Source organism: Arthrobacter sp. T572 (assembly GCF_056780115.1).
In genome coordinates, this window is sequence record NZ_JBRAZQ010000002.1 from 2,363,105 (window position 1) to 2,382,166 (window position 19,062).

Sequence of the window (19,062 nt, forward strand, 5' to 3'; positions counted from 1 at the left end):
GGTCAGGCGGCTTCGTCGGGTTCAACGGCGTGTGCGGGCGCGGCGTCGTGGATGCGGAGGACCCGCCATCTTCCGCTGCCGAGGTGGCGGACGAGGTCAAGGGTGATGGGGTCGGGGTCCTGGGCTGTTGTGAGTTGGACCCGCCAGATTTCGTGGTCTACGAGTCCGGTACCGCTTCCCAGGGGTGCGCGGGTTTCTTCGGCCCACCATTGGCGGCGTTCGTACCATCGGTCCGGTTGGTTGATGACCTGGCGGCGTTGTCCTTTCCAGTGGACGTGGCTTGGTTGCCCTGTTTCTGTGCAGATGACGTCAACGGACTCGCTGAACAGTCCCATGTGAGCGCTCCTTACACCGCCGGCTGTATTCGAAAGTATGTTCGAATACAGCCAGTTTACGACGCTCGACCGACAAAACCTACTCCACGGTTTTTACCGGTGCTGCCTTGTTGGCAATCCGCTTTCCCACCTGCCTAAGCAGTGCATCACGCGCCGGTTGCATGGTCCGGGCAAGTGCTGTCCGGCCCATGGCAGAGGATGCCAGGCGTAGTTGCTGGGTGGGCAGCACGCGCTTCTTGTTGTAATCGGCCAAGGCATCTTTGAGCGGTAGTGCGTTAAGGAAGCTTCCCAGGGTAACTGCGTCAATCAGGGATTCGCAGGCTCCGCGGCCCAGGTTGGGGGTCATGGCATGGGCCGCGTCTCCGATCAGTACCACGTTGCGCCGTGTATACCGGGCCAGCGGCGGTGCAATCCAGATTCTTTGTGCCAGGGTGGTTTCAGCTGTGGCTTGGGCAAGGACATGTTGCACTGCTGTGGCGTGGCCGGAAAACAACCGGCGGGTGGTATCGAGCGCCTCAGGAACATCGACTTGGTCAGGTCCCAGGCCGGATCGGAATGATGCGTACCAGTTGGTGCCCTCCCCCGCCGGGGCAAGCCCGAAGAGGTTTCCCCGCCCCCAGTACTCCCCCACGTCTTCGGGTGAAGGATTGCCCGGGATCACTCCCCGGACCGCCAGGACGGGTGTGGGCCTGGCTACCGCCCGCGAACCCCAGTGCGTGCGGCGGACAACACTGTGGACCCCGTCTGCACCTACGGTCAGCCAGGAATCCCGAGGAAGCCGCTCAACCCGCCCGGTAACGCGGTGCACTGTGGTGGGGACGGCGGAATCGAGCAACTTGAGGAGGGCTGGGCGCGGTATTCCGAGGAGGGTATCTCCTTCCATGGACAGCATCGCTTGCCCTGAGGGGTCGCGGAGGGCCCCTGAAGCCAGCTTTGTTCCTGCGTCACGGAGTTGATCCAGGAGCCCAAGCCTGGCGATTGCGGCCTGGGCGCCGGCCCACATGGCGAGAGTTGTTCCGACGCCGGGCAGTTCCGGCCGTTGCTCATGGAGGGTGACGGCGAACCGCTCCGGATCAAGGATTCCCGCTAATGCCAGTCCGGCTATACCCCGCCGATGATGTCCACGTGCTCCTCCAATTACTTCCGTAACCGGGCCGCTTTGGTGGCAGCCGCCGTCGATCGCGTAGAGCAGCAGGACATGCACCTTCTGCGGCATTTCGGCACGGAAGAACCCCCGACGACGGTCGCTGCCTTGGCGGAGCAGCTCGCCACCGCGGTGTTGACACTGGCCACCGACCATGCGGACCTGACCCGCGCCCGGTTCGCCTTCGCCTTGGACCAGCCCGGGGTCGTCACGGCCGGCCATGAACGGATGCTGGGTGGAATGGAAATGCTGCTGGAGTCCATGGGCCTGCCCAGGGCGAGGTTGCGGGCCGAGGCTGTGGCCGACTACAGCGACGGCCTGGCCATGCACCTGCTGACAGCCCGGCGCGGACAGCACCCTGACCACGCAACCGTTGCCGCCAATATACGTCGGCTCCTGGAAGGATGATGGCGCCCCGGAGGGACCCAAGGGGTGGACGGAGGCGGGTCGGCAGAGCAGGATTGTGGCATGAGCAACCATGACGCACTCCTGAAGCAGGTCAGCATCACCGCCACGGAAGACAACCTCGTGGCCAGGTTCGAAATCGAAGGCGATATACCAGGCTCAGGCGCTTACGTCGTGGGCCTGGTAGCTGCCAGCGAGGATTACTCGTCGCAACGACGGCTGGGCATCGAGTTCATGAATGGTGAAGCAATTTCGTTCTATTCCTTCAACCACTCACAGAGCGCTGAGGAAAACTACGACATCAAGGGCGTAGAGCACAGCGGCAGTGTCATCACCGGCAACTTCCCCAAGGCAGCCATCGGCGGGCTCAGTGATGACCACGTGCTCACAGCGTTCAGTGAAGCCGACGGCCGCGACTTCCAGTCCGGCGTGCCGGTCACCGAAAAGCTCTGACCGCCTAGAAGAGCGCCTCGACCGGCCGGATCAGCTCGGGAGAGTTGTTCCGGACATTTCCGACGGCGGCCCCCACCGCATCCAGCGTCCAGTCGGCGGCCGCGTCATGCGCCCGCGAGCGGACCATGTCCACCAAAGCCGCTGCGTCTTCCTGCCGGGGGTCAAGCCAGGCTTCCATCGTTTCAGCACCCATGGGCAGCGGGACCCGGTCATGCAAAGCCGTCAATTCATCGAAGACTGAAGCGCTGCGCCGGGTGCGGGCAGATTCAGCGGTTGGCGTGTCAGCAGTGATGATCGACATGGAGAGCAGCCACCGCGCGGGATCGTCTTCCGGCAGGGACTGGTCCTTCCACCATTCGTAAAGGCCGGCGAAAACAACCCCTTCACCGTTTCCTGGATGCACATAGTAGGGCTGCTTGTTCTTGCCTTCGCCCTTTTTCCACTCGTAGTAGCCATCGGCCGGGACGGCGCAACGCCGGGCGGCAGCAGCCTTCCGGAACGAGGGTTTCTCCAGGAGGGTTTCGCTGCGGGCGTTGATGAGCCGGGCCCCGCCCTTGGCATCCTTGGCCCAGGAAGGTACCAAACCCCACTTCGCCAGGTGAAGTTGGCGCTTCACCCCTTCTGCCATATCCCGTTCCAGGACAATGGGAACGGTGTCCGTCGGGGCCACGTTCCAGGACTTTTCCAAGGCGATTTCGTTCTCGAGTTCGGCGTCGAATTCAGCCAGCAGGTCACCCACGGCACGCGCCATCACATAACGTCCACACATGCGAACAGTCTGCCCTGTCCCCGGCCGGCACACCAGCAAGCATGTGACGTAACCGGCCGACGGGAATTATCCGCCACCGGGTTACCGTTGTTACCGACGAACCACCTTGAAGACGACACAGAGGAGAGCTCCGTGGATTTCACCCCCGAGTCCGGCACCATCACCATGTTCTCGACCACCTGGTGCGGTTACTGCAACCGCCTCAAGAAGCAGCTTGACGCCAAGGGCATCGGCTACACAGAGATCAACATCGAGGAAGTGGAAGGCACTGCCGAACTGGTGGAGCAGCTCAACGGCGGCAACCGCACCGTACCCACCGTTCTTTTCCCGGACGGCACCGCGGCAACCAACCCGTCTGCATCGGACGTGGAATCCCGCCTCGCCGCCTAGGCACCAGACCTGTTTGATGGGCAGGCGGGCAAGCGTGATAGACAGGGAGGGAAGCTGTTGGGACCGCACGTCCCGGCAGCACTCCCCGCTATCCGCGAGTCCGAAGGGAACCCTTGATGGTCCACTCTGTCCAAGGCGTCGTCGTACGCTCCAAAGGCGCACCAGCAACACTTGAAACCGTCCTCGTCCCGGACCCGGGACCGGGCGAGGCATTGGTTGACATCCTCACCAGCGGAGTCTGCCACACCGACCTGCACTACAAGCTCGGCGGCATCAGTGACGACTTCCCGTTCCTGCTGGGCCATGAGGCCACGGGCGTGGTCAGCGCCGTGGGTCCGGACGTCACTGACATTGCCCCTGGTGACCGGGTGGTCCTGAACTGGCGTGCCGTCTGCGGGACCTGCCGGGCGTGCGCCAAGGGGCAGCCGCAATACTGCTTCAACACGCACAACGCCACGCAGAAGATGACCCTCGAGGACGGCACTGAACTCTCGCCCGCCCTCGGTATCGGTGCTTTTATCGAAAAAACCCTCGTGGCCGCCGGCCAGTGCACCAAAGTCGACCCCGACGCCGATGCCGCCGCTGTCGGTTTGCTCGGCTGCGGCGTCATGGCAGGCATCGGAGCAGCCATTAACACCGGAGAGGTCAAGCGGGGCGAGTCCGTGGCCGTGATCGGCTGCGGCGGCGTAGGCGTCGCCGCGATTGCGGGTGCTGCCCTGGCCGGCGCCACCACGATCATTGCCGTCGATATCGATCCCAAGAAGCTCGAACGGGCCAAGGACCTCGGGGCTACCCACACGGTCGATTCGTCGTCCACCGACCCTGTCGAGCAGATCCGCGCCCTGACCGGGGGCTTCGGCGCCGACGTCGTCATCGACGCCGTGGGCCGGCCGGAAACCTACAAGCAGGCGTTCTATGCCCGTGACCTCGCCGGACGCGTGGTCCTGGTGGGTGTGCCCACCCCGGACATGACCCTTGAACTGCCCCTGCTGGATGTATTCGGACGCGGTGGCGCCCTCAAGTCCTCGTGGTACGGCGACTGCCTGCCCTCCCGCGACTTCCCCCTGCTCGTGGACCTCTACAAGCAAGGGAAACTCGACCTGGACGCTTTCGTCACCGAACGCATCACCATCGACCAGGTGGAAGAAGCCTTCGACAAGATGCACCACGGTGATGTCCTGCGATCGGTGGTGGAACTGTGAGCAAGGACAGCGTGAGCATAGACCGCGTCATCACCTCGGGAACGTTCTCGCTGGACGGCGGAACCTGGGACGTGGACAACAACGTCTGGATCATCGGCGACGACACCGAGTGCGTCGTTATTGACCCGGCGCACGACCCTGCCGCGATTGCCCAAACCGTCAACGGCCGCACCGTCAAAGCCATCCTGCTGACTCACGGGCACGACGACCACATCCGCTTCGCCGGCGAATTCCGGGACCTCGTCAAGGCACCCATCCACCTCCACCGCGAAGACTGGATGCTGTGGCAGGCCGTGTTCCCGGACACCGACCCTGACTACGCGATCGACGACGGACAGGAATTCGCCGTAGCCGGCACCACCCTGCGGGCCATTCACACCCCGGGCCACTCCCCCGGGTCAGTGTCCTTCCACCTCCCGGACGAAGGCACACTGTTCAGCGGTGACACCCTCTTCAACGGCGGGCCTGGGGCCACGGGACGCTCCTACAGCGACTTCCCCACGATCATCGAGTCCATCCGCACACGGCTGCTGACCCTCCCCGGCGAAACAGTCGTCCGGACCGGGCACGGGGACTCCACCACGATCGCCGACGAGGCACCGCACCTGGACGAGTGGATCGCCAGGGGTCACTGACCCCCGGGTTCCTACGGCAGGAGAGTCCGGAAGTCGCCGTCGTGGATGTCACCGTAGGCACGGTAGGCATCCACCACGGCGGCTTCCACCGCCGTGACGTCCACGTGCGGCAGCAAATCGTTGGCAGCCCCCGCCGTGGCAGGGTCCCACTCCAGGCCCAAAGCGTCATAAGTGGCGGTGAGGACATCCCGAATCGGACCGGAGTCCTCCACCACAATCACGGAACTGAAGAGCCAGCCGCCTGACACCACGCGCTGGGCGGTACCGATCAGCTTGATGCGGTGGGCAGGAAAGTCCGGATCCTCACCGTGCACGCTGAACTCGCCGGGGCAATACTCGCCCGGGATTTCCCCAACGGCAGCATGCACGCCCACGCCGCGAAGCGCTCCTGCCAGCAACTCACCGAACTGGGAGAACCGTGCTTTTGCCCGGACAATCGCGTCCGGGTGGGGCTCCACGTGGTCGATCACCAACGTCCCTTGATGGTACGCAGCCGCCCGCCCGCCGGCTTTCCGTACCAGCGGCTCAAAGCCACGCACCCGGCATGCTTCCTCGGCGGCCGCAAAACCCGGCAGCTTGGCATCCCGCTGTCCGAACGCCACGGTAGGTTGCGGCCGGTACAACCGCAGGCATGGCCCGAGCCGGCCGCTGCGGGCCCGCTGCAGCAACTCAAGCGCGAAGTCCAGATCTTCTGCCGCTCCCAGCGATTCCAGCTGGCGGTACAGGGTGAGTTGCGGTTTCTCCGAAACCACCGGGTTTCCTTCAGTCATCAGCTTTTCCTCAAGGTGAGGATCTGCTCGGCCCGGCCGAAGGGACCGTCCACGTCGTGGAGGACCGTGGACGTCAGGCCGATGCCGTCAGCGCCAAACGACACTTTGTTGTCCAGCCCCAGCCATTCGCCTGACGGTGCACGGTACATGTGGATCTGCAGGTCCACGTTCGGGAAGATGTAGCTGTCCCCGCCCGGCGGGACGCGGGCGGCGATCCCGTTGGCGGTATCAACCAGGCCCATGAGCCGGGCCACATCGCTGCTGTCTGCCCGGTCGGTCAGCGGATGGTGGGTCCGGATCCATACCTTGCCGGAACCAGGGCGGTGCCCTTCGGCGATCCTCATCTCCAGGGACCGGATATACCCGCCGGGCCAGACGCTGGCGCCATCCCATGGCTTGCATTCGTCGGGAGCGGGCATGGCCTCGTCCTCCACCGCGGCAACGGCACTGGTGTCGCTGGTGATCATGCGCCAGGCCGAGGCCCGGATAGCTACCCGGCCGCCGGCCGACAACTCGGCCCCGATGAGCTCAATGGTCCTGCCCGGGCGGAGCGTGGAGGTGGTGACCTCGAATTCACCGCCGGGGATCAGGCCGAGGATCTCGAAGCTGATGCGGGCCAGCCGGACATCTTCCCGCGGCTCGTGGCGGAGCAGAGCGTCGGCCACAATGCCGGAAGCGGGGGCCATGTGCTGTTCGTGCGGATTCCAGGCACCCTGTGCGTGGAGGGTGGAACGGTAACGCCCGCCACCCAATGTCTGGTAGTAGAAGTTGCCTTCCGCGAGTTCCGGTAATGCAGTAGTCAACCCGAGCCTTTCGCCGATCCAGCAGTGGAACTCAGACCACTGTATCCGCTGACTTGGCAGCCGACCGACGCCGTCGGGATACGACCACCCCCGCCACCAGGACGGCTAGTCCTGCCGCTGCCACCGCCGCGCCCACGGGAGAAGCCGCCGCAACAGCAAGCCATGCCTCGATGGCGGCCAGCCCGATCGTGGCGTACAACAGTGCCCACAGGACCGACCCCGCAATGGCTGCCGGAAGATAACGCCGCAACGGCATCCGGGCAGCACCGGCGGCGAGGTTGACGGCCGTCTGGAGGCCTACGGTCAGGAAGGAAACCACGACGGCGTATGGTCCCCACCGCTGGATCAGCGCCTGGGCCCGGGCTGCTTTGGGGCGCTGCAGCGAAGAACCGAACCGCGTATGGGACAAGCCGGCGGCCGCACCCCGCCCCAGCCAATAGGTGGCGTTGACGCGGATCATGACGATTGCGAAAAGCGCGGCAAGTGCCACGCCGAAGGGCAAGCTCATGATCTGGTCCACGGACTTAGGCTACCCTAAGACGCTGGGTGTCGCGGCCGCGGTCACGGGTTGATGCTCCTAGGATGAAGGCATGGACCTCCGCGAAGCTGCCCACCGGCTCTATGCGGTCATGCCGCGTGAATTCACCGCGGAGCGGACCGCACTGGCCCGCAAAGCGAAGGACCAAGGGGACAAAGACCTCGCCAAGGACATCACGGGTCTCCCCAAGCCTGCCGCCGGCGCCTGGGCCATCAACATGCTGGCCCAACACCGGCCCGAGGTGATTGACGGCGTCGTGCGTTTCGGCGCATCCCTGCGGGAAGCGCAAGCCGGGGGCGATGCGGAGGCGTTCCGCGAACTGGGCCAGCAGCGCCAGGGCAGGCTGGGTGCCGCCGTGCACGAGGCAAAGGACCTGGCCTCCCTGCTGGGAACTCCGCTGAGCGCCGCCGCGGCCGCCGATGCTGAACAAACCCTCCGGGCGGCCATGGCAGATGCCGGCGCGGCCTCGGCCGTAGCCACGGGCAGGCTGGTCCGCGGACTGAGCAGCAGCGGTTTCGAGGCAGTGGACCTCACTGATGCCGTGGCCGCAGCCGGCCCGGGTGAGGCGACTGCGGCAGAATCCCCCGTGGTGGCACCGCCTGCCAAACCCGCCGCGGCACGGAAGGAAAAGAAGGCATCCCTGCCCCCTGCACGCAAGAAGGAAACCGGGGAGCAGGCCACGTCCCTTGCAGAGCGCAGGGCCGCGAAAAAGCGGGAGCAACTTGGGGAGGCCCGCAGCGAATTCGAGGCAGCAGACAAACAAGCGCGTGAGGTCGAAGACGCCGCCTCGAAAGCCTGGGACACGGTCAAGGATCTGGAGGAACGCAGGAAAGCCCTGGAATCGGAGATCGCCGATGCCCGGAAAATCCTTGCAGCCCTCGAAGCGGAACTGATCGGTACCACACGGGACGCCGAAGCCGCGGAATCAGCCAGGAAGCAAGCCGTCAGGACAGCCACGCAGCAACGGAGGGCCGCCGATCAGGTCCAGCGGCGCGTCGATCGGTTGTCCTAGTCCTTGTTCTTGCCCGGCGACGTCTTCAGATGGTGCGTTGCGGGACCTTCCAGGTACTTGCCTTCCGGCGTGAACCTCGAGCCATGCAGCGGGCAGTCCCACGATTTTTCGGCGTCGTTCCAGCTGAGGATCCCGCCCAGGTGGGAACACACGGCCGAAACCTTGCACACCTTTCCATCGACAGTCGACACAGCTGCCGGTTCACCCTTGTAAAGGCCCACGACGCCGGTTCCCTCCGAAGGGCGCGTCTGGTCCGTGATTTCCGGGTTGCTGTGGATCCTCGCCTGGTCCTCCACCAGGCGCTTGGCCACGCCGGCGTTCAACCGGATCGCTTCCGCAGCTCCCTTGGGGGACGTGGTCCGGTGGTGGATCACCCGCGCCCAGTCCGACTGGCCGCCCAGAATGTCGGAGGTGATGGACAGCGCAGCGGCGACTCCGTTGCTCATGCCCCACTTGTTGTAGCCTGTGCCGAAAAAGATCCTGCCGTGACCGCGGGGCAGTTTGCCGAAAAACGGCATGAGGTTGGTGGCCCTGTAATCCTGCGCAGACCAGGTGTGCGTGGCCTGCGCTCCCGGATAGTGCTGTTGCGCCCACCCCAGCAGCTCGTCCAGATGGGCCTTGGGTGACGCCGCCCTGCCTCCGGTGTGCCCATATCCGCCCACCAGAAGAAGCTCACCTTCAGCCACGGGCTGGGTCCGCTGGGACCGGGTGGGGGAATCGATCGAGAGGTACATGGCCTGTGGCAGCGGCATCCCTTCGGGCAGCCGGAGCGCCGCGGCATAGGAACGGTTGGGTTCAAGCTTGGCAAAGTAGAGGCCGCGGTCCAGGATCGGGGTCCCCGTGGCGACCACCACGGTATCGGCCGTAAAGGCCCCTTTCCGGGTGGTCACTTCCAAGGGATCCCCGGCTCCGACGTTCTGGACCTGGATGTCCTCGACGATCAGGCCGCCGTGCCCGCGTATGTCGCCCGCCAGCGTATCGAGGACCTCCATCGGATGGATTTGTGCCTGGCCTTCGAGCTCCAACGCTTCCACCACGGGGAACGGAAGGGCAGCGTCACGGCTGAAGTGCACATCGAGTCCTACGTCGCGCGAAACCGCAGCTTCCTTGCGCAGCTGCCGCGCGCCGTCGTCGCTGGTTGCGAACGTCACCGCCGTCCGGCGCTGGAACGGGATGCCTTGCTGCTCCATGTACTGCATCAGCCATGCCTGGCCCGTCCGGTTGGCTTCAACATATGCCTGCACCACCTTGAGGGAGTACTGGCTGCGCAATGATGACAACGCACCGCCCTGGAGGAGGCTCAGCTTGCCGGTCGTGTGGCCGGTGGTCACGGCCCCCAGGGTCCTGGCTTCGAATACCACCACCCTCTGGCCGGCGCGGGACAACAGCAGTGCAGCCACCATGCCCGTCAGCCCTGCACCCACCACTATGGTGTCGAAATGTTTGCGGTCAGGGATCGCATCGGACGTAAAGGTGGACTCCCGGTCCAGCCACAGCGATTTCATTCGAACAACCTGCCTCTCAATTCACGGAATTGGCGTCTGGCATGCGTTGCAGGAAACGCTAGGCGGGTCCGCGGCGCTAATCAAGGGGCAGGGCTGCCCACTGCGAGCGCGGCGGCTCGGTTCAACCAGGGGTCGGAGTCTTGTGACCACCGCTCCACCACGCGCTGGGCACGTTCTTTTGCCTGCCCGTCGAGCCTGTCAAGCAGTGGCCTGATGACGTCTGTTGCCAGCGGGTCCACCAGTTCGGGAGTCCCTGACTGGCGGAGGAATCCTTCCAGGCGGGTCAGGTCGGTGTTCAGCAGGAGCCCTGCTTTGCTTTGCAGCAGGACTATTGCCGCCAGCCGGCGTTCAAAGACGGGTACGGACCAGAGTTCGGAGCCCAAGGCGGTTACCTGGTCATGGTCCAGGTCTTTGTGCCGTTTGAGGGCGTCCCTGACCGTGCCCCGCACGGCGCCCATGGAAGCGCCGTAGACATCCATGAGGTTCCCCAGCCGCTCCCGCGCCTCATGCTCCTTCTCCCAGGAGGATTCGCGTTGAAGGGTGTAATCGATGAAGTCCCCGGCCGCACTCACCCGTCTATTTTGTCAGTGCCTTCCCATAGCTTGTTTCCACCAACCGCTGGACAGGAGACACATGGCGTCGCAAGAACTCACCACCGGCAGTCCTGCCGCGTCCTTCCCGGAGGTGCCGGCCGCATCCTCCTTGCCGGAGTGGTACCCCACGCTTTTGCGCTCCGTCGCGCTGGAAGTCCGTGCTGGACGCAGCCGTGTGCTGGCTGCGGCCAACAGCGAGCTTCTTGCCTCATACTGGAGCATTGGCCGCCACCTTGCGGAGCGCGAGTCGCAGCAGGGATGGGGCGCCAAAGTCGTGACGCGCTTGTCCGCCGATATCCGGGACCGCTTCCCGGAAGCCAAGGGCTTTTCCCCGCGGAACCTTCGGTACATGAAGAGCTTCGCCCAGGCCTGGCCTGAATTTCCCCAGTTGCAAGCGCCGCTTGCAACATTGCCTTGGTACCACCAGATCGCGTTGCTGGAAAAGCTCGACGACGCCGCCACACGGCTTTGGTACGCAGCGGCGGCAGCCGAGCACGGCTGGTCCCGCAACGTCCTGGTCCACCAGATCCAGACGCGCTTGCATGAACGGTCGGGCCAGGCCATCACCAATTTCAAGTCCACCATGGTGCCTGTCGACTCGGATCTGGCGCAGCAGGCAACCAAGGATCCCTACGTTTTCGATTTCCTGGCCATGACGGACAAGCACACGGAACGGGAATTGGAGCTGCAGTTGGTCAAGCACGTGGAGAAGTTTCTCCTGGAGCTCGGGCAGGGGTTCGCCTTTGTTGGCGAGCAGGTGCGGCTGGAGATCAACGGGGATGAGTTCTTCGCGGACCTCCTCTTCTATCACCTCAAGCTTCGCTGCTACATGGTGATCGAGCTGAAGGCTGTGAAGTTCGAGCCGGGCTTCCTGGGGCAGCTGGGAATGTACATGGCCGCCGTTGATGACCTCATGGCCCATCCTGATGACAAGCCAACCATCGGTTTGCTCCTGTGCAAGGAGAAAAACAGCGTTGTGGCTGAGTATGCGCTGCGCGGTTTCAACACTCCAATCGGTATTGCCGAATGGCGCACCTCGCTCGCTGATTCCTTGCCGGACGAGATCGCCTCCAGCCTGCCCAGCATCGAGATCCTGGAAGCCGAACTTGCCAGCGAGGCCGACCGTCTGCAGCGGTAGCTCTATACGTTGTCCTTGAACCAGGCCAAGGTGTCGTTCCAGGCTGCCGTTGCCTGGGCTTCGTTGTACCTGTCGCTGGTGTCGTTATGGAAGGCGTGGTCCACGCCCGGATATACCTTGAGCTGGTGTTTCACGCTGGTGTCGTCCAAGGCATTCTGGAGCTGGGGCATGGCCCCGGTGATCCGTGCATCGCGCTCTGCATAAACGCCTAACACCGCCGGCTTGATGGTGGCCACCTTAGCCAGGTCCGGAGCCGGTCCGTAGAACGCACTCGTTGCCTTCAACCCGGGGATTTCGGTACTGGCCTGCCACGTGATCCCGCCACCAAAGCAGAAGCCCACCATGGCGATACGGCCCTGGTCTGACGAAGCCCTGGCCGTTGAGGCAGTCGAAAGCGGCTTTGAAATCTGCAACGTGACGCTGCGCCCCGGCCTGCGTCAGCGCGCCAGGTACCGCGTCCGGGTCCATGTTTGCCGTGCCGCCCTCACGGCTGAGCAGGTCCAAAGCCAAGGCCGCATAGCCCTCTTTGGCAAAGCGGCGTGCAACGTCCTGGATATGGGGGGGTGAGACCCCGGTTCTCGTGGCAGATCAGGACTGCCCGGCCGGGGTTGCCGCCGTCCGGACGGGCAAGGTAGCCGCTGATCTCCGTTCCCTGGGCGTCAAACTTAACCGTTGAGGCCGTCAGTCCCGCTGCGCCCTCCGGCACTGACAACGGGCTCTTGGCGTTGGGGACAGCGGTGGTGGCCCCGTTTGCCGGGCCGCTTGCGTTTGGGGTGGGCATGGGGTCCCCGCTCCTGGGAACCTCATCCGGCGTGCAGCCTACCAGCGTCATCGCAGCGGCGGCCGCCGTCATGCTCCCCATGATGAATGCGACCCGCCGCGTGAACGTCTTGTGCGACATTTCACCGGCGCGGTAGTCGTCGTAGAACTCTTCGATCAGGTACTTCTCGAACTTCTCCAGCTGCCGGGTCATGGTTGGTCCTCCCCTTGGATGCCGAATATCCTCCCCTCATGTAAGGACGCAGGCAAGGGCGGGCTGGTTCAACGGGCGGGAAGTCTGGGTGATGAGGAACGAAGCGCCGGCTAAAAATGTCAGTGCCCCGTGACATCGTAAAACCATGAGCAACGTCCGGGAGTTGGTAACCACAGCACCGGCCGCTGGGCTGCCCGGTGTTCACGCCCCTGTGGACGACGGCAGTATCAGCAAGGACCTCGTGGATCAGCTTCGTGTTCTTGAGGACATGAAGTCGGCAATATCGGCGCTGCAAGCCAAGATTGCCGTGGCTTTCGATCTTGCCCAACGGCAGGAGCAGGCCGCTGCCGGTGTGCCGGCGGCGGAGCAGGGAAGTGGCAGCGCCGCGCAGGTCGCTTTGGCACGCCGTGAATCGCCCAACAGAGGTTCCCGGCTTCTGGGCCTGGCCAAAGCACTCGTCACTGAGATGCCGCGCACCCTCGCAGCTCTGGAAAGCGGCCGGTTGAATGAGTGGCGGGCCACCCTTCTGGTGAAGGAAACAGCCTGCCTGTCCGCGGAGGATCGATGCTCCGTGGATGATGAGCTGGCTGCCGACACCGGTACCTTTGATGGCTCAGGAGACAAAGCGATCGTTGCTGCTGCCAAAGCGGCTGCTTACCGCCGCGACCCGGGGTCGGTAGCGCGGCGCGCAGCCAAGGCGGTCAACGATCGCCACGTCAGCCTTCGACCGGCACCTGACACCATGGCCTATCTGACGGCCCTCCTGCCGGTGGGCCAAGGAGTGGCGGTGTTCGCTGCACTGACAAGCGATGCCGGAACGGCACGGTCGGAAGGTGATCAGCGCTCCAAGGGCCAAGTCATGGCCGACACCCTCGTCGAGCGAATCACCGGAACCCCCGCAGGGTTCTCCGGAATCGACCTCCAGTTGGTCATGACCGACCGGACACTCTTGCAGGGCGACAGTGAGCCAGCCCGGCTTGCAGGATACGGCGTGGTACCTGCGGACTGGGCAAGGAAGCTGCTCTCCACGGGGCCTGGCTGGACCAGCCAACAGAACAACCAACCCGCAGAACTCCATGTTTGGCTCCGACGCCTCTTTACCGCTCCGGGGACCGGAGAACTCCTTGCAACGGACTCACGTGCCCGACGCTTCCCCGCCGCCTTGCGCCGCTTCATCGAAACCCGCGACCACACCTGCCGCACACCCTACTGCGACGCGCCCATCCGCCACCACGACCACATCATCCCTTGGGCCTCAGGCGGCAGCACAAGCCTGGACAACGCCGCGGGTCTCTGCGAGCAATGCAATTACACAAAAGAAAAGCCTGGATGGAGGGTGGAACCGGAACCGGGAAAGCGCCATGCGCTCAAAGTTTCCACACCCACCGGACACAGCTATCGTTCACTGGCGCCCCCGATGCCCGGCCATGTCAGTACCAGGCTGCTTCCTTAGCTCGCGGGATCGTACTGGAACTCCCGCAACTCCTGCGGACACCGGCACGCCACGGCGATCTTGGCTGCCCACTCAAGCGCGGCTTCCCGCGAAGGCAGTTCAAGTACCGTATAGCCGCCGTTGGGTACAATGTGCCCGGGATAGGTGCCCGGGGTCACGGTGCCATCCCCGGCAACACGGACCGGTGCGACGTCCTCGTTGATCCCGCCGCCGAACACGTACACGCCGGCAGCCTTGGCTTCCTCAATGACTGCGTGGGACTCCTCCACTACTGTCTGGAATTCTCCTTCGGGGATTTCCATGGCTTCGCCGGGAAACGAGATCAGGTACTTGGTCATGCATGGTCTCCATCGTTAACGGCAAGGCCCCTCGCACAGCGGTGCGAAGGGCCTTGAACCTACCAAAACAACATTGGACTTAGAACTCCCAGTCCTCGTCCTCCGTGTTCACGGCCTTGCCGATCACGTAGGAAGAGCCCGAACCGGAGAAGAAGTCGTGGTTCTCGTCGGCGTTCGGGGACAGGGCGGAGAGGATGGCCGGGTTCACGTCGGTGACCGACGCCGGGAACATGGCCTCATAGCCGAGGTTCATGAGTGCCTTGTTGGCGTTGTAGTGGAGGAACTTCTTGACGTCCTCGGCCAGGCCGACGCCGTCGTAGAGGTCGTGGGTGTACTGCACTTCGTTTTCGTAGAGCTCGAACAGGAGCTCGAACGTGTAATCCTTGATCTCCTGCTTGCGTGCCTCGGAAACCTTTTCAAGGCCCTTCTGGAACTTGTAGCCGATGTAGTACCCGTGTACGGCCTCGTCGCGGATGATGAGGCGGATGAGGTCGGCCGTGTTCGTAAGTTTGGCGCGCGAAGACCAGTACATGGGCAGGTAGAAGCCCGAGTAGAACAGGAAGCTCTCCAGCAACGTGGAGGCGACCTTTCGCTTCAGGGGATCGTCGCCCTGGTAGTAGTCCATGACGATCTGGGCCTTCTTCTGCAGGTTCTCGTTCTCGAGCGACCAGCGGAAGGCGTCGTCAATCTCCTTGGTGGAGCACAGCGTGGAGAAGATGGACGAGTACGACTTCGCGTGCACCGATTCCATGAACGCAATGTTGGTGTACACGGCTTCCTCGTGCGGGGTCAGCGCATCAGGAATCAGCGAGACAGCGCCAACAGTGCCCTGGATGGTGTCCAGCAGGGTCAGACCCGTGAAGACACGCATGGTCAGCTGCTGCTCCTGCGGCGTCAGTGTGTGCCACGACTGGACGTCGTTGGACAGCGGCACCTTCTCGGGCAGCCAGAAGTTGTTGACCAACCGGTTCCAGACTTCCACGTCCTTGTCGTCCTGGATCTTGTTCCAGTTGATCGCCTCGACGTGGCTCAGCAACTTAACCTTCTCGGTCATTTTCTTCCTCCACCTGACGGCTGTTACGGGATCCGCCCACTGAACTTCGATAAATACTAGCGGCTGGTGCGGTCAAGACTTCACTTGACCGCACCAGCCATCACAGACGGCTAGACCCTCTGCTTGATGGTCCCGCCGGGATTCCGCTTGGCCGCCGCGCCCGTGACGAAACGGCCCGTGTCCGCAGAGCGATTGACCGTGCGTGAGTTGCTGGTACCCGAGCCTACGAACTCCACGGTCGTAGTGGCCGGTCGCCGCGAAGCAACCGACATGGACACGAACTCCCCCGACTTTGCATCGCGAGCAATTTTCTGAGCCACTATGGCTCCTTTCTGCCGAAAGATAGGCGGTTATGTGACAGTCGGTGGTCCCGACCGTTGACATCCCGCTCCAAGCATTGGACGTGCATCCAAGGTGCCTGATACATTCGACGTTCCAGAGTAACCATTTGGAGCGTCTCGTTAGCGGGACATTTTGAGGGGCTGCGTTAGAGCGCAGCCCCTCAAACCTTTTAAGCCCTGCGCCCGACGGCAGCAATCATCCGTCGCTGACTTGAAACTTCAACTAAAGCATGCACGAAACGCAACCTTCAACCTCGGTCCCTTCCAGCGCGAGCTGGCGGAGACGGATGTAGTAGAGGGTCTTGATGCCCTTGCGCCAGGCGTAGATCTGCGCCTTGTTGATGTCACGCGTGGTGGCGGTGTCCTTGAAGAACAGCGTCAGGGACAAGCCCTGGTCCACGTGCTGCGTGGCAGCAGCGTAGGTGTCGATGATCTTTTCGTAGCCGATTTCGTACGCGTCCTGGTAGTAGTCCAGGTTGTCGTTGGTCAGGTAGGGAGCCGGGTAGTAGACGCGGCCGATCTTGCCTTCCTTGCGGATTTCGATCTTGGCGGCCACCGGGTGAATGGATGAGGTGGAGTTATTGATGTAGCTGATGGAACCAGTGGGCGGCACGGCCTGGAGGTTCTGGTTGTAGATGCCGTGCTCCATCACGGAGGCCTTCAGTTCGCGCCAGTCGTCCTGGGTAGGAATGTGATGGCCGGCGAAGAGTTCACGGACACGCCCGGTCTCCGGAGCCCATTCCTGCTCGGTGTACTTGTCGAAGAACTCACCCGAAGCGTACTTGGAGTTTTCGAAGCCACCGAACGTCTGGCCGGTTTCGATGGCCAGCTTGTTGGAAGCACGCAGAGCGTGGAAAAGCACCGTGTAGAAGTAGATGTTGGTGAAGTCCAGGCCTTCTTCGGAACCGTAGTGGACCCGTTCGCGGGCAAGGTAGCCGTGGAGGTTCATCTGGCCAAGGCCGATCGCGTGGCTCTGGGCGTTACCCTGCGCGATGGACGGCACCGAGTTGATGTAGGACATGTCCGACACGGCGCTCAGGGCACGGATGGCGGTCTCGATCGAGTCACCGAAGCTCGGCGAGTCCATGGTCTTGGCAATGTTCATGGAACCGAGGTTGCAGGAGATGTCCTTGCCCACTGTTTCGTAGCTCAGGTCTTCGCCGTAGATGGACGGGGTGGAAACCTGCAGGATCTCCGAGCAGAGGTTGCTCATGGTGATCTTGCCCTCGATCGGGTTGGCCCGGTTCACGGTGTCCTCGAACATGATGTACGGGTAACCGGACTCGAACTGGATCTCGGCGAGGGTCTGGAAGAACTCGCGGGCGTTGATCTTGGACTTCTTGATCCGGGAATCGTCCACCATCTCGTAGTACTTCTCGGTAACGGAGATGTCGGAGAAGGGCACACCATAAACGCGCTCGACGTCGTACGGCGAGAAGAGGTACATGTCCTCGTTCTTCTTGGCGAGCTCGAACGTGATGTCCGGAATAACAACACCCAGGGAGAGGGTCTTGATGCGGATTTTCTCGTCAGCGTTCTCGCGCTTGGTGTCCAGGAAGCGGTAGATGTCCGGGTGATGGGCGTGCAGGTACACGGCACCGGCGCCTTGGCGGGCCCCAAGCTGGTTGGCGTAGGAGAAGCTGTCTTCGAGGAGCTTCATCACCGGGATGACGCCGGAGGACTGGTTCTCGATCTGCTTGATCGGAGCACCGTGTTCACGGATGTTGGTCAGGGACAGCGCTACGCCGCCGCCACGCTTGGAGAGCTGCAGCGCGGAGTTGATGCCGCGGGCGATCGACTCCATGTTGTCCTCGATGCGCAGGAGGAAGCAGGAGACGAGCTCGCCGCGCTGGGCCTTGCCGGCGTTGAGGAACGTGGGGGTGGCGGGCTGGAACCGGCCGTCGATGATCTCGTCCACCAGGCGGGTGGCGAGCTCTTCGTTGCCGCGGCCCAGGTGCAGGGCGACCATGCAGACGCGGTCTTCGTAACGCTCCAGGAAACGCTTGCCGTCGAAAGTCTTCAGCGTGTAGGACGTGTAGAACTTGAAGGCACCGAGGAAGGTCTCGAAGCGGAACTTCTTCTTGTACGCGCGGTTGAAGAGGTCCCGGATGAAGTTCATGGTGTACTGGTCGAGCGTTTCGCGCTCGTAGTACTGGTTCTTCACCAGGTAGTCCAGCTTCTCTTCCAGGTCATGGAAGAACACCGTGTTGTTGTTCACGTGCTGCAGGAAGTACTGGTGGGCGGCTTCGCGGTCGGCCTCGAACTGGATCTCGCCGTTGGCGCCATACAGGTTCAGCATGGCGTTGAGCTCGTGGTAACCCAAGCCCTTATAGGCCTCCGGCAGTGGCTTCTTGGCCGTATCCACAGCGCCCCCGGTTACTTCTGTTTCTGCGACAGTAGTGTCCAAAACTTTTCCAATCCTTGATTGACCCGATCGACGTCTTCCGGCGTCCCCATGAGTTCAAACCTGTAGAGATGCGGCACCTTGCACTTGGCGGCGATGATGTCGCCGGCTGCGCAGTAGTTGTCCGCGAAGTTGGTGTTCCCTGCACCGATGACTCCCCGGATCAGTGACCTGTTCCCGGGATTGTTGAGAAACCTGATGACCTGCTTGGGCACGGAACCTTCCCCATTGGTCCCGCCGTAGGTGGGCAGCACAAGGACGAAAGGTTCCAGCGCCTGGAGAGGGGCATCCTGTGCATAAAGCGGAATGCGTGCAGCGTCCCTGCCCAGCTTCTGGATGAAACGCTTGGTGTTCTCTGATGTCGAGGAAAAGTAGATGAGGTGACTCCTGGTGGTGACAGCTTCCGTCGCATTGCGTGCGGTCGCCGCTGCCAGCGGTGCCATGGGAGTCACCTCGACTACATAGGAATTCTTGCTTGGTGTGGTGGTAATAGCCCTGGGCTAGGCCACGGAGGAGGAAACCGTCTGCGCCAGTTCCTCGATCTTGTCCGGGCGGAATCCTGACCAGTGGTCCTGCTCGGTGACAACCACGGGAGCCTGCATGTAGCCCAGCGCCTTGAGGCGCTCGAGTGCCTCTGCGTCCTGGGAGATGTCGACACTCTGGTAGGCAATGCCCTTCTTGTCGAGTGCCCGGTAGGTAGCGTTGCACTGAACACAGGCCGGCTTCGTGTAAACCGTTACGGTCATATCCCTGTCCCCTTAGTTGAAGTCTGCTGGATGGGGCGGGCGTCCCGCTCAATCCGTAATC

General features: G+C 63.0%; 25 protein-coding genes. 8 read left to right on the plus strand and 17 right to left on the minus strand.

Annotated features, from left to right (window positions below; genetic code table 11):
* Positions 1-2: 2 nt before the first annotated feature.
* Together ACUYMZ_RS12080 and ACUYMZ_RS12085 are read right to left on the minus strand one after the other, a co-directional pair.
* The gene (locus ACUYMZ_RS12080) at positions 3-335 is read right to left on the minus strand and encodes a DUF6504 family protein (RefSeq protein ID WP_481603552.1); all 333 of its coding nucleotides are present in this window, start codon (positions 333-335) and stop codon (positions 3-5) included.
* A gap of 79 nt (positions 336-414) precedes the next feature.
* On the minus strand, positions 415-1,551 hold the full coding sequence (locus tag ACUYMZ_RS12085; RefSeq protein WP_481603554.1) for an FAD-dependent monooxygenase: 1,137 nt from the start codon (positions 1,549-1,551) through the stop codon (positions 415-417).
* On the opposite strand from ACUYMZ_RS12085, the gene ACUYMZ_RS12090 reads away from it, so the two are divergent.
* Complete coding sequence (locus tag ACUYMZ_RS12090; protein WP_481603556.1) at positions 1,534-1,887, plus strand: hypothetical protein; 354 nt, start codon at positions 1,534-1,536, stop codon at positions 1,885-1,887. The genes ACUYMZ_RS12085 and ACUYMZ_RS12090 overlap by 18 nt on opposite strands.
* A gap of 60 nt (positions 1,888-1,947) precedes the next feature.
* The gene (locus ACUYMZ_RS12095) at positions 1,948-2,337 is read left to right on the plus strand and encodes a hypothetical protein (protein ID WP_426002882.1); all 390 of its coding nucleotides are present in this window, start codon (positions 1,948-1,950) and stop codon (positions 2,335-2,337) included.
* A gap of 4 nt (positions 2,338-2,341) precedes the next feature.
* On the opposite strand, the gene ACUYMZ_RS12100 is transcribed toward ACUYMZ_RS12095, so the two are convergent.
* The gene (locus tag ACUYMZ_RS12100) at positions 2,342-3,088 is read right to left on the minus strand and encodes an SOS response-associated peptidase (protein ID WP_481605869.1); all 747 of its coding nucleotides are present in this window, start codon (positions 3,086-3,088) and stop codon (positions 2,342-2,344) included.
* 150 nt (positions 3,089-3,238) lie between these two features.
* Between ACUYMZ_RS12100 and ACUYMZ_RS12105 the strand changes: the two genes are divergently transcribed.
* The 3 genes from ACUYMZ_RS12105 to ACUYMZ_RS12115 all read left to right on the plus strand — a co-directional run bounded on the left by ACUYMZ_RS12105 (position 3,239) and on the right by ACUYMZ_RS12115 (position 5,333).
* Positions 3,239-3,496, plus strand: coding sequence for a mycoredoxin (locus tag ACUYMZ_RS12105; RefSeq protein WP_426002883.1), 258 nt, complete (start codon positions 3,239-3,241; stop codon positions 3,494-3,496).
* A 116-nt stretch (positions 3,497-3,612) separates the two neighbouring features.
* On the plus strand, positions 3,613-4,698 hold the full coding sequence (locus ACUYMZ_RS12110) for an S-(hydroxymethyl)mycothiol dehydrogenase (protein WP_426002885.1): 1,086 nt from the start codon (positions 3,613-3,615) through the stop codon (positions 4,696-4,698).
* Positions 4,695-5,333: an MBL fold metallo-hydrolase gene (locus ACUYMZ_RS12115; protein WP_481603559.1), complete on the plus strand. Its 639-nt coding sequence runs from the start codon at positions 4,695-4,697 to the stop codon at positions 5,331-5,333. Before ACUYMZ_RS12110 ends, ACUYMZ_RS12115 begins: the two co-directional genes overlap by 4 nt.
* Before the next feature lie 11 nt (positions 5,334-5,344).
* Here ACUYMZ_RS12115 and ACUYMZ_RS12120 read toward each other — a convergent pair whose 3' ends face one another.
* The 3 genes from ACUYMZ_RS12120 to ACUYMZ_RS12130 are packed head-to-tail and all read right to left on the minus strand — an operon-like array spanning position 5,345 to position 7,426.
* Positions 5,345-6,103 carry a lipoate--protein ligase family protein gene (locus ACUYMZ_RS12120; RefSeq protein WP_481603561.1) on the minus strand — a complete coding sequence of 253 codons (759 nt, stop codon included), beginning with the start codon at positions 6,101-6,103 and terminating at the stop codon, positions 5,345-5,347.
* Positions 6,103-6,906, minus strand: a complete 804-nt coding sequence (locus tag ACUYMZ_RS12125) for a thioesterase family protein (RefSeq protein ID WP_426002890.1) — start codon at positions 6,904-6,906, stop codon at positions 6,103-6,105. The genes ACUYMZ_RS12120 and ACUYMZ_RS12125 overlap by 1 nt, the downstream gene beginning before the upstream one ends.
* Positions 6,907-6,937: 31 nt before the next feature.
* On the minus strand, positions 6,938-7,426 hold the full coding sequence (locus tag ACUYMZ_RS12130; RefSeq protein WP_481603563.1) for a DedA family protein: 489 nt from the start codon (positions 7,424-7,426) through the stop codon (positions 6,938-6,940).
* Between the two features lie 70 nt (positions 7,427-7,496).
* Between ACUYMZ_RS12130 and ACUYMZ_RS12135 the strand changes: the two genes are divergently transcribed.
* Complete coding sequence (locus ACUYMZ_RS12135; RefSeq protein WP_481603565.1) at positions 7,497-8,456, plus strand: hypothetical protein; 960 nt, start codon at positions 7,497-7,499, stop codon at positions 8,454-8,456.
* Here ACUYMZ_RS12135 and ACUYMZ_RS12140 read toward each other — a convergent pair.
* Together ACUYMZ_RS12140 and ACUYMZ_RS12145 are read right to left on the minus strand one after the other, a co-directional pair.
* Entirely contained in the window at positions 8,453-9,961 is a 1,509-nt protein-coding gene (locus ACUYMZ_RS12140) for an FAD-dependent oxidoreductase (RefSeq protein ID WP_481603567.1), read from the minus strand. The genes ACUYMZ_RS12135 and ACUYMZ_RS12140 overlap by 4 nt on opposite strands.
* Before the next feature lie 80 nt (positions 9,962-10,041).
* On the minus strand, positions 10,042-10,533 hold the full coding sequence (locus ACUYMZ_RS12145) for a DNA alkylation repair protein (protein ID WP_426002897.1): 492 nt from the start codon (positions 10,531-10,533) through the stop codon (positions 10,042-10,044).
* A gap of 61 nt (positions 10,534-10,594) precedes the next feature.
* On the opposite strand from ACUYMZ_RS12145, the gene ACUYMZ_RS12150 reads away from it, so the two are divergent.
* Positions 10,595-11,692 carry a PDDEXK nuclease domain-containing protein gene (locus ACUYMZ_RS12150; RefSeq protein ID WP_481603569.1) on the plus strand — a complete coding sequence of 366 codons (1,098 nt, stop codon included), beginning with the start codon at positions 10,595-10,597 and terminating at the stop codon, positions 11,690-11,692.
* A gap of 2 nt (positions 11,693-11,694) precedes the next feature.
* Here ACUYMZ_RS12150 and ACUYMZ_RS12155 read toward each other — a convergent pair whose 3' ends face one another.
* From ACUYMZ_RS12155 to ACUYMZ_RS12165, 3 genes are read right to left on the minus strand one after another with little or no spacing between them, the layout of a single operon-like run.
* Positions 11,695-12,036 (minus strand): dienelactone hydrolase family protein, encoded by a 342-nt coding sequence (locus ACUYMZ_RS12155; RefSeq protein WP_481605871.1) that lies wholly within the window; start codon positions 12,034-12,036, stop codon positions 11,695-11,697.
* Positions 11,930-12,247: a dienelactone hydrolase family protein gene (locus tag ACUYMZ_RS12160; RefSeq protein WP_481605872.1), complete on the minus strand. Its 318-nt coding sequence runs from the start codon at positions 12,245-12,247 to the stop codon at positions 11,930-11,932. The genes ACUYMZ_RS12155 and ACUYMZ_RS12160 overlap by 107 nt, the downstream gene beginning before the upstream one ends.
* Positions 12,177-12,665, minus strand: coding sequence for a hypothetical protein (locus ACUYMZ_RS12165; protein WP_481603571.1), 489 nt, complete (start codon positions 12,663-12,665; stop codon positions 12,177-12,179). Before ACUYMZ_RS12165 ends, ACUYMZ_RS12160 begins: the two co-directional genes overlap by 71 nt.
* Positions 12,666-12,810: 145 nt before the next feature.
* On the opposite strand from ACUYMZ_RS12165, the gene ACUYMZ_RS12170 reads away from it, so the two are divergent.
* On the plus strand, positions 12,811-14,118 hold the full coding sequence (locus ACUYMZ_RS12170; protein WP_481603572.1) for an HNH endonuclease: 1,308 nt from the start codon (positions 12,811-12,813) through the stop codon (positions 14,116-14,118).
* Here ACUYMZ_RS12170 and ACUYMZ_RS12175 read toward each other — a convergent pair.
* The 6 genes from ACUYMZ_RS12175 to nrdH form a co-directional block, all read right to left on the minus strand.
* The gene (locus tag ACUYMZ_RS12175; RefSeq protein ID WP_481603574.1) at positions 14,115-14,456 is read right to left on the minus strand and encodes a YciI family protein; all 342 of its coding nucleotides are present in this window, start codon (positions 14,454-14,456) and stop codon (positions 14,115-14,117) included. The two genes, ACUYMZ_RS12170 and ACUYMZ_RS12175, sit on opposite strands and share 4 nt — an antisense overlap.
* 79 nt (positions 14,457-14,535) lie before the next feature.
* On the minus strand, positions 14,536-15,510 hold the full coding sequence (nrdF, locus tag ACUYMZ_RS12180) for a class 1b ribonucleoside-diphosphate reductase subunit beta (RefSeq protein ID WP_397321585.1): 975 nt from the start codon (positions 15,508-15,510) through the stop codon (positions 14,536-14,538).
* A 110-nt stretch (positions 15,511-15,620) separates the two neighbouring features.
* Entirely contained in the window at positions 15,621-15,830 is a 210-nt protein-coding gene (locus ACUYMZ_RS12185) for an ABC transporter ATP-binding protein (protein WP_481603576.1), read from the minus strand.
* Positions 15,831-16,074: 244 nt separating this feature from the next.
* Positions 16,075-18,216 carry a class 1b ribonucleoside-diphosphate reductase subunit alpha gene (gene nrdE / locus ACUYMZ_RS12190; protein WP_481605874.1) on the minus strand — a complete coding sequence of 714 codons (2,142 nt, stop codon included), beginning with the start codon at positions 18,214-18,216 and terminating at the stop codon, positions 16,075-16,077.
* A gap of 11 nt (positions 18,217-18,227) precedes the next feature.
* The gene (nrdI, locus tag ACUYMZ_RS12195; RefSeq protein ID WP_481603578.1) at positions 18,228-18,698 is read right to left on the minus strand and encodes a class Ib ribonucleoside-diphosphate reductase assembly flavoprotein NrdI; all 471 of its coding nucleotides are present in this window, start codon (positions 18,696-18,698) and stop codon (positions 18,228-18,230) included.
* A 57-nt stretch (positions 18,699-18,755) separates the two neighbouring features.
* Positions 18,756-19,001, minus strand: coding sequence for a glutaredoxin-like protein NrdH (nrdH, locus tag ACUYMZ_RS12200; protein ID WP_387437143.1), 246 nt, complete (start codon positions 18,999-19,001; stop codon positions 18,756-18,758).
* Between the last annotated feature and the right edge of the window lie 61 nt (positions 19,002-19,062).